This window comes from Streptomyces sp. MnatMP-M17 (assembly GCF_900091995.1).
In the GTDB taxonomy this organism is placed as follows: domain Bacteria; phylum Actinomycetota; class Actinomycetes; order Streptomycetales; family Streptomycetaceae; genus Streptomyces.
In genome coordinates, this window is the sequence record NZ_FMDK01001009.1 from 1 (window position 1) to 5,094 (window position 5,094).

Below are 5,094 nucleotides of genomic sequence, written 5' to 3' on the forward strand. Positions count from 1 at the left end.
GCTCGCTCGCGCCCGCGATCCGCCGGCCGGTGGGCGAGAGCACCCAGGCCCGCAGATCGAGATCGGTGCCCAGCAGATCGAGGACCACATCCGGACCGCCGCCCGCCGGGCCCGCGGTCATCAGCCGACGGTGGCGGTCCACGACCGCGGCCAGATCGCCCGCCCGCTCGCCGGACACCTGGCGGACCACATACTCGGTGACCGCCGCGAACGCCACGTCCTCGCTCACCGCGAAGAGCGGCAGCCGATGGCGCTCGCACGCCATGATCAGATCGTCGGGCACCTCGCCCAGCTCCGCCTCGCCCGCGGCCAGCGCGGTGACTCCGGCGCCGACCAGGATACGGACGAATGGCTCCGAGTCCTCGGCGCGCCGCCGCCAGGCGAGACCGGTGAGCACCAGCTCCCCGCCGGAGAGATAGCGGCTCGGGTCGCGCAGATCGGTGGTCATCACTCCGCGGACGGTCCGGTCCAACTCGTCCTCGCCGCCCAGCAGCCGCAGGCCCAGCGCATCGGTTCCCAGCAGTGCGCGCAGCCGCATCTCGTCGTCGCCGCCGATCTTTCTCGTGGTCGCCCACCCGTCCACCCGCCGGTGCCGAGCGGCTCGGAGTCCTGAAGCCCGTAGTTCCTGAAGCTCATGGGTCTTGAAGTTGTTGGCGTACGCGCACAGCCCGCGTACGCATGTTTCAGGAGGAAAACCTCACGGTTACCTGGTCCATTCTTTCGTTCGAATCTACAAGACCCAGAAGGCGACCAGCCAACTCCTTCATGGTTTCGGTGACTGCACCAGGCGGAGCACTGCTTGTGTACTTGTGCCACACAGCGTTAAGAGCTCATGAAGAGACCCCGATCGCGACCGGTCAGGAATCGCCACCGATCCAGACGCCACCGATCAAGAAGAGAGCCACTCATGGACTTCCTTCGCCCAGCGAGCTGGGAGGAGGCGCTCGCCGCCAAGGCGGAGCACCCCACGGCTGTGCCCATCGCGGGTGGCACGGACGTCATGGTCGAGATCAACTTCGACCACCGGCGGCCGGAGTACCTGCTCGATCTGAACCGTATCGGCGAGCTGAGCACATGGACGGTCGGTGAGGAGACCGTCGAGCTGGGCGCCTCCGTGCCGTACACCCACATCATGGAGCACCTCAGGGCCGAGCTGCCGGGCCTCGCGCTCGCCTCCCACACCGTCGCCTCGCCGCAGATCCGCAACCGCGGCGGCGTCGGCGGCAATCTCGGCACCGCGTCCCCGGCCGGTGACGCGCATCCGGCGCTGCTCGCCGCAGGCGCCGAGGTCGAGGTCGAGTCGGTACGGGGCAGCCGCCGTATCCCGATCGACGCGTTCTACACCGGTGTGAAGCGCAACGCGCTCGCCGCCGACGAACTCATCAGGTCGGTGCACATCAAGAAGGCGGACGGTCCGCAGCAGTACTCGAAGGTCGGTACGCGCAACGCGATGGTCATCGCCGTCTGCGCCTTCGGACTCGCCCTGCATCCCGCGACCAGGACCGTACGGACCGGTATCGGCTCCGCCGCGCCCACTCCCGTACGGGCCCGCACGGCCGAGGAGTTCTTGAACGCGGCGCTCGCCGAGGGCGGCTTCTGGGAGAGCGGCCGGATCATCACACCGTCCATCGCCCGGGAGTTCGCCACGCTGGCCGCGGGTGCCTGCAACCCGATCGACGATGTGCGCGGCACCGCGCGCTACCGCCGTCACGCGGTCGCCGTGATGGCCCGCCGCCAGCTCGGCTGGACCTGGGAGCAGTACCGCGGCACCGGCCGCGCCCTGGAAGGAGCCGCATAGCCATGCGCGTCAATTTCACGGTCAACGGACGTGAGCAGCGGGCCGACGACGTCTGGGAAGGCGAGAGCCTGCTCTACGTCCTACGGGAGCGGCTGGGTCTGCCCGGCTCCAAGAACGCCTGTGAGCAGGGCGAATGCGGCTCCTGCACGGTACGGCTCGACGGTGTCCCGGTCTGCTCCTGTCTGGTGGCGGCCGGTCAGGTCGAGGGCCGCGAGGTGATCACCGTCGAGGGCCTCGCGGAGTACGCCGGAAACCGCGCCGCGACCAGCGGCACGGACGTCCCCGCGGCCGGCCTTGGTGAGGCGACCAGCGCCGCGCCCGGCGAGGCGACGGCGACCCCCGACGCCGCCCACCACGGCGAGAGCGGCGAACTGTCCCCGGTCCAGCAGGCGTTCATCGACGCGGGCGCCGTCCAGTGCGGCTTCTGCACGCCCGGGCTGCTGGTCGCGGCCGACGAGCTGCTGGAGCGTACGCCCTCCCCGAGCGACGCGGACATCCGGGAGGCGCTGTCGGGCAACCTCTGCCGCTGCACCGGCTACGAGAAGATCCTCGACGCGGTCCGGCTCGCGGCTGCCCGACAGGAAGAGACGGTCTGACGGCCATGCCCACCACCGGAACTCCCACCAGCCTCAGCCAGGGCTCCCGGACCAGAGGCGGCATCGGCGAGTCGACACTCCGTCCCGATGGCATCCTCAAGGTCACCGGAGAGTTCGCGTACTCCTCAGACATGTGGCACGAAGACATGTTGTGGGGCCACACATTGCGTTCCACCGTGGCGCACGCCGAGATCAGATCGATCGATATCGCCGAGGCCCTCGCCACGCCGGGTGTCCACGCCGTACTGACCTACGACGATCTCCCGGCCCCGGTGAAGAACTACGGGCTGGAGATCCAGGACACACCGGTCCTCGCCCATGGCAAGGTCCGCCACCACGGCGAACCGGTGGCCGTCATCGCCGCCGACCATCCCGAGACCGCCCGCCGCGCCGCCGCCAAGATCCGTATCGACTACGCCGAACTGCCCGTCGTCACCGACGAGGCCTCGGCCACCGCGCCCGGCGCGCCGCTGGTCCACGAGGGCCGCAGCGACCACCACAGCGGCCATGTCGCGCACCCGAATATCGTGCACCGCCAGCCGATCGTCCGCGGCGACGCCGACGCCGCCGCCGCGCGCGCCGATGTGATCGTCTCGGGCGAGTATGTCTTCGGTATGCAGGACCAGGCCTTCCTCGGCCCGGAGTCCGGGCTCGCGGTGCCCGCCGAGGACGGCGGAGTCGATCTCTATGTCGCCACCCAGTGGCTCCACTCCGACCTCCGCCAGATCGCTCCTGTCCTCGGACTGCCCGAGGAGAAGGTCCGGATGACGCTCTCCGGAGTCGGCGGCGCCTTCGGCGGCCGGGAGGATCTGTCGATGCAGATCCACGGCTGTCTGCTGGCGCTGCGCACCGGCAAACCGGTCAAGATGGTCTACAACCGGTTCGAGTCGTTCTTCGGCCATGTCCACCGCCACCCGGCGAAGCTCTGGTACGAGCACGGCGCCACACGCGACGGCCGGATCACCCATATGAGGTGCCGGATCGTGCTGGACGGCGGCGCGTACGCCTCCTCCTCGCCGGCCGTGGTCGGCAACGCCGCCTCCCTGTCCGCCGGCCCGTACGCCATCGACAATGTCGACATCGAGGCGCTCGCGCTCTACACCAACAACCCGCCCTGCGGCGCGATGCGCGGCTTCGGCGCCGTCCAGGCGTGCTTCGCGTACGAGGCGCAGATGGACCGGCTGGCGGCGGCGCTCGATATGGATCCGGTGGAGTTCCGGCAGCTCAACGCCATGGAGCAGGGCACGCTGATGCCGACGGGACAGCCCGTCGACTCGCCGGCGCCCGTCGCCGAACTGCTGCGCCGCGTCAAGGCCCGGCCGCTGCCGCCCGAGCAGCAGTGGCTCGCGGCCGGTGAGGAGGCCGACGTACGCGCCCTGCCCGGCGGACTCTCCAACACCACCCACGGCGAAGGCGTCGTACGAGGTGTCGGCTACGCGGTCGGTATCAAGAACGTCGGTTTCTCCGAGGGCTTCGACGACTACTCCACCGCGCGTGTGCGGCTCGAAGTGATCGCCGGAGAGCCGGTCGCCGTCGTCCACACCGCGATGGCCGAGGTCGGCCAGGGCGGTGTCACCGTCCACGCGCAGATCGCCCGGACCGAACTCGGCGTCGCCCAGGTCACCATCCAGCCCGCGGACACCCGGGTCGGCTCCGCGGGATCCACCTCGGCCTCGCGCCAGACCTATGTCACGGGCGGCGCGGTCAAGCACGCCTGCGAGGCCGTCCGGGAGAAGGTCCTGGAGCGCGGCCGGCGCAAGTTCGGTACGTACCACCCGGCGTGGGCCACCGCCGAGCTGCTGCTCGAAGGCGGCAAGGTCGTCACCGACGCCGGTGAGGTCCTCGCCGATCTCGCGGACGTGCTGGAGGACGAGGCGGTGGAGCTGGAGCTGGAGTGGCGCCACCGGCCGACCGAGGCCTTCGACCTCCGTACGGGACAGGGCCACGGCCATGTCCAGTACTCGTTCGCCGCGCACCGCGCGGTCGTCGAGGTGGATACGGAGCTGGGGCTGGTCAAGGTGATCGAACTGGCCGTCGCCCAGGATGTCGGCAAGGCCCTCAACCCGCTCTCCGTCGAGGGCCAGATCCAGGGCGGCACCACACAGGGCCTGGGCATCGCGGTCATGGAGGAGATCCTGATCGACCCCAAGACCGCGAAGGTGCGCAATCCGTCCTTCACCGACTATCTGATTCCCACCATCCTCGACACGCCGACCATTCCCATCGACGTACTCGAACTGGCCGACGACCACGCGCCGTACGGACTGCGCGGCATCGGCGAGGCCCCGACTCTGTCGTCGACTCCCGCGGTGCTCGCGGCGATCAGGAACGCGACCGGTCTGGAGCTGAACAGGACACCGGTACGGCCGGAACATCTCACGGGCACCTGACGGCCGTACGTACGACCACAACTGATGCTCCGTCAGCTCAGTGGCAGGCTCAGTGGCAGGACCGCCCGAGGGCGGGCCCGGGAGAAGGCAGGACCGTGATGCTGGACATCGCCGAAGAGCTGAACCGGTGGGTCGGGCAGGGACGCGACTTCGCCGTCGCCACGGTGGTGGCGGTCGGCGGTAGCGCGCCGCGCGGGCCGGGCGCCGCGCTCGCCGTCGACCGCGAGGGCACGGCGACCGGCTCGGTCTCCGGCGGCTGTGTGGAGGGCGCGGTGTACGAGCTGTGCCGGCAGGGGGGGGGGGGGGGGGC

General features: G+C 70.2%; 5 protein-coding genes. 4 read left to right on the plus strand and 1 reads right to left on the minus strand.

Annotation, left to right across the window (positions count from 1 at the left end; genetic code table 11):
• The coding region (locus tag GA0115259_RS35105) for a PucR family transcriptional regulator ligand-binding domain-containing protein (RefSeq protein ID WP_176732766.1) at positions 1–538 on the minus strand (538 nt) is incomplete at its 3' end.
• A gap of 369 nt (positions 539–907) precedes the next feature.
• Between GA0115259_RS35105 and GA0115259_RS35110 the strand changes: the two genes are divergently transcribed.
• The 4 genes from GA0115259_RS35110 to GA0115259_RS35125 all read left to right on the plus strand — a co-directional run.
• Positions 908–1,798, plus strand: a complete 891-nt coding sequence (locus GA0115259_RS35110) for an FAD binding domain-containing protein (RefSeq protein ID WP_093604386.1) — start codon at positions 908–910, stop codon at positions 1,796–1,798.
• Between the two features lie 2 nt (positions 1,799–1,800).
• Positions 1,801–2,394 (plus strand): (2Fe-2S)-binding protein, encoded by a 594-nt coding sequence (locus GA0115259_RS35115; RefSeq protein WP_093604388.1) that lies wholly within the window; start codon positions 1,801–1,803, stop codon positions 2,392–2,394.
• Between the two features lie 5 nt (positions 2,395–2,399).
• Positions 2,400–4,784, plus strand: a complete 2,385-nt coding sequence (gene pucD / locus GA0115259_RS35120; protein ID WP_093604390.1) for a xanthine dehydrogenase subunit D — start codon at positions 2,400–2,402, stop codon at positions 4,782–4,784.
• 98 nt (positions 4,785–4,882) lie between these two features.
• On the plus strand, positions 4,883–5,094 hold a 212-nt coding region (locus GA0115259_RS35125; protein WP_141716822.1), incomplete at its 3' end, for an XdhC family protein.